Source organism: Ferrimicrobium sp. (genome assembly GCF_027319265.1).
In the GTDB taxonomy this organism is placed as follows: Bacteria; Actinomycetota; Acidimicrobiia; order Acidimicrobiales; family Acidimicrobiaceae; genus Ferrimicrobium.
The window spans coordinates 1-3610 of record NZ_DAHVNP010000040.1 but is presented as its reverse complement, the minus strand read 5'-3'; the positions used below and the strand labels follow the sequence as shown (position 1 = coordinate 3610).

The following is a 3610-nucleotide window of genomic DNA, read 5'->3' as shown; positions in this document are numbered from 1 at the left end:
CAAACGTGCCCATCAGCGCAATCCTGCTCACCTACAAGTTCATCCACGCGACACAATCGTCATCACTGGTCCCTCACGCACTTCACCACAGAGGCGCCATGCCGCTGGCAGTGGGCTCGGACCTTAACTAAGTGGTATTGCGCCTAGACCGGCAAACGCGTCTTTTCTGACGGTTACAGCTGGATAGTGGTTCGCCAACCGCGTCGCATTCAGTGTTTGAGGGAGTGTGTGCCACCGGCGTTGTCATAGATAGCAATTAGTGTTGTTCGGTTGGACCTCTACGAACTGGCAACCCTCTGTGGTGAGGATGTTTGCATCCGCCTGACCTGAGTTGGCGCTGAAGAGGGGGTCGCCAAAACAAGTTGCATCTATCAAGTAGCTGTGCCAGTATGAGTGTTGAATCCGTTCCAAACATCTTTTGCGGCGAGAGCCAACGAGGGTGGCACGGTCTACGAGGAGGTGAGTGACATGCAGAACACTTCGGAACGGCGAGCTTGGTTGACCCAAGAGTATGCACCGTGGCCACGGCGGACGTTGAGCGACCACTTCAGCCAATTGGTCTTGCAATTTGGCGAACGTCCGTTGCTTGTCACCCCAGAACGCTCTGTCAGCTATGCAGAGCTCGTCGAGGAGGCGCGATTGTTGGCGCGGTCGATGCTAGCAATGGGGGTACGGCGCAGGGATCATATTGCATTGTTGCTCGGCAATGAACCTGAATTCTTATTCTTAACTGTGGCGGCGTCCATGATCGGCGCAGTTGCTGTCCCGCTGAACACCATGCTCCGTGAGGATGAACTGGACTATCTCCTTGCTCAGTCTGATGCGAAGTGGGTATTTGTCCATCAGAACATTGCCGGTGTCGACCACGAGAAGGCGGTTGCGGCCATCCTGAGCGCCCACGACGGTGCCGATGATCCACTCGCCATTGAACAGGTAGTCGTTCTAGCAACCAACGATTCACCCGTACGGAAGGAATTCCAAGATTGGGAGTACTTTCGGGCACAGGGGAAGACGATCTCTGAGGCTGCCCTCGACGCTCGTCATGCGATCAGCCGTTATCCCGACGAGGTTATTAATATTATCTATACTTCGGGTACCACGGGACAACCTAAGGGTGTCATGCTCACCAGTGACATGTTGCTGCGCTGCGGCTATTCGTCAGCGCTCTCTCGCGCGTTTGAACAGGGTCGACGTGCCTTTACGCCGTTACCCCTCTACCATGTCTTTGCCTTTGTTGAAGGTCTCATAGCAGTGTCATTTGTTGGCGGCACGATCGTGACGATGGCAAGTTTCCGACCGGCGCAAGCGCTCAAGATGGTGCAGGACCTCCGCGTGCACGATATCCTTTGCGTCCCGACGATCCTACTGGCTCTGGTGATGGAGGCCGAACGTCAAGACTATGAGTTCCAGGATCTGTACGCGCTCATGTGTGCTGCGGCGCCCGCTCCGGTGCCGCTCTGGGAGCGAGCGATCGCCGCCTTTGGTCTGACTGAGGTGGTGACAGGTTACGGGGGAACCGAGGCCTCCGCGGCGACGGTGCATACTGAGATTGGTGACAGTCTTGCGGTCATTACCACCAAGGTTGGCCACATCAAACCTGGTGGACCGAGTGGACTTGAGGAGTTTGGTGGGGCGAACAGTCAATATAAGGTGATCGATCCGGAAACTGGCGAGGACCTCGGCGATGGCGAACTCGGAGAGTTGGTCGTGCGAGGTAATTTTGTTACTCGCGGTTACTATCACAAGCCAGAAGAAACTGCTCGCCATATTGACAAAGATGGATGGTTTCGCACCGGTGACTTAGGGCGAATCGATGAACGCGGTTACCTGGAGTTTCATGGACGTGCAAACGAGCTCTATAAAGTCTCTGGAGAGAATGTCTCGCCAATGGAGATTGAAGAGGTGCTTTCTCGCCACCCAGCAGTGAACCAGGCTTACGTTGTAGGCATACCTTCTCCGATAACAACAGAGACGGGCGCGGCACTCATCGAGCTTCGGCGTGGCAGGACGGTAGACCGGCGTGAATTGGTCGAGTGGTGTTCTCAGCATCTGGCCAAATTCAAGGTACCTCGGTACTACTTTTTCGTCGAGGCTTCGGAGTGGCCGATGACTGGGACCGGAAAGGTGCAAAAGCATCTGCTCGCCCAGTTGGTACGCGAGCGCATATCGCAGGATTACATTGATGATGAGGCGTCGGAGCAGTAGGACTCGCTCAGGATCGGCATCGACTGATGACTGATTGGCTATGGTGCTGGGTTGCTGTGGCGAACCGGTGATAGCTGCTTAGTTGCGAACGCCCAAGCGGCTAACGATGTCGGGATAGCGGTTGACTCTGTCGTGTACCGATTCGGTGGCGGACCTGTAGTAAGTGGTTCACAGGATTATCAGGCGTGCCTGACTTGTCAAAGCTCTCCCAGAAGTTGTCTTGATTTTGCAATCTCCCAGTGAGGCACACTTTGGGGCCTCCGCCGTAGGTCCTTGTAGATCCGTGTCAGGATCGCGGCGGGCGTAGTAGGTCAATGAGGCGACATCGGTTGCCTTGATTCGATTCATCGGGTAGAAAATGCAAGGCCGATTTGGCAAAAAGGACCCCTCGGCCGAGATCTTCAGACCCGACCGAAAGGTGTTTATTTGAGCGTTTTGATGTCCGTGCTAACCGATCGGTTATGGTACCATCGGTCCCACCCCAGGCATGGGAGGCATCGGGGGCATTCCAGGCATCGGTCCTACCCCGGGCACCGGAGGAACCGGCTCTGGGTTGGCAAGTGAATCGAGAGTGCTGGTGTTGGAGTCATCGAAGTAGAGACCGAGATGATGCATGGGTTGGCTATAGGTAGCAATTCCAAAGAGTGCACCTCCACTACCTGCATCCAGGCTCCTGGTAGCAATCTGTTGTCCCATCGGAGTCACCTCGACAAGGTTGTTATTGCCGGCACCATTCACGACAAGTAAGTTTTGATTCATTGGGTCAATGGCGATCCCCTGTGGTGCGTTGAGAGCGCCACCTTGGGCAATCATCACTGGAGTCACCGGCCCCGTAGCGGTCAACGCATTGGGCAGCGCGTAGATCGCGTTGTTATAGTCGTCGGTCACATAGAGGGTACCGTTGGTGGCGTCATAGACCATGCCCTGGGGCCCGGCCACGGTGCTTGGGCTCAACGAGGTGCCAGCCATATCAGAGGTCGGTAGGTTTGTCGCCAAAGGAGCGTACGTCGCACTGATCGGCTGACCGTTTGGGGTAGCCCCTGGGTGAGGATTGAGTCGCCAGACCTGTCCTGTCGTCCCTTGGGCATTGGGAGTAGCCGCGCCTGCATTGGTCCAGAAGAAGGCCCCCTGAGCAAAGGCTGCTCCCCAAGCACCCTCGAAGAGGTTGTGGTTGCCCTCATAGGAACTCGAGCTGTTGGTGTAGTTGAAGAGAAGCGTGCCCGTGTTCGAGATCACCGCGTAACCCGAGCCTGAACCATTGGCAGCTGTTCCGTAGTAGGTGACCCAGACGATATCAGCTGATGGGTTGATAGCAATCCCAACGGGTCCCGTGATGGCGGCATTCTGGTAGAACACCTTCGATGCACCGGTAGTCGGATTGACCTCGACCAACGAGGTTCCTCCA

Annotated in this window: 1 protein-coding gene and 1 pseudogene; one reads left to right on the top strand and one right to left on the bottom strand. The window is 55.8% G+C overall.

Translation table 11 applies throughout. The annotated features are described in order from the left end of the window. Nucleotides 1–468 precede the first annotated feature (468 nt). A complete protein-coding gene (locus tag M7439_RS06845) occupies nucleotides 469–2205 on the top strand; it encodes a class I adenylate-forming enzyme family protein (RefSeq protein ID WP_298349452.1) in 1737 nt (578 codons plus the stop codon). A gap of 459 nt (nucleotides 2206–2664) precedes the next feature. On the opposite strand, the pseudogene M7439_RS06840 reads toward M7439_RS06845, so the two are convergent. Further along, nucleotides 2665–3610, bottom strand: a pseudogene (locus tag M7439_RS06840) (hypothetical protein); the annotation flags it as partial.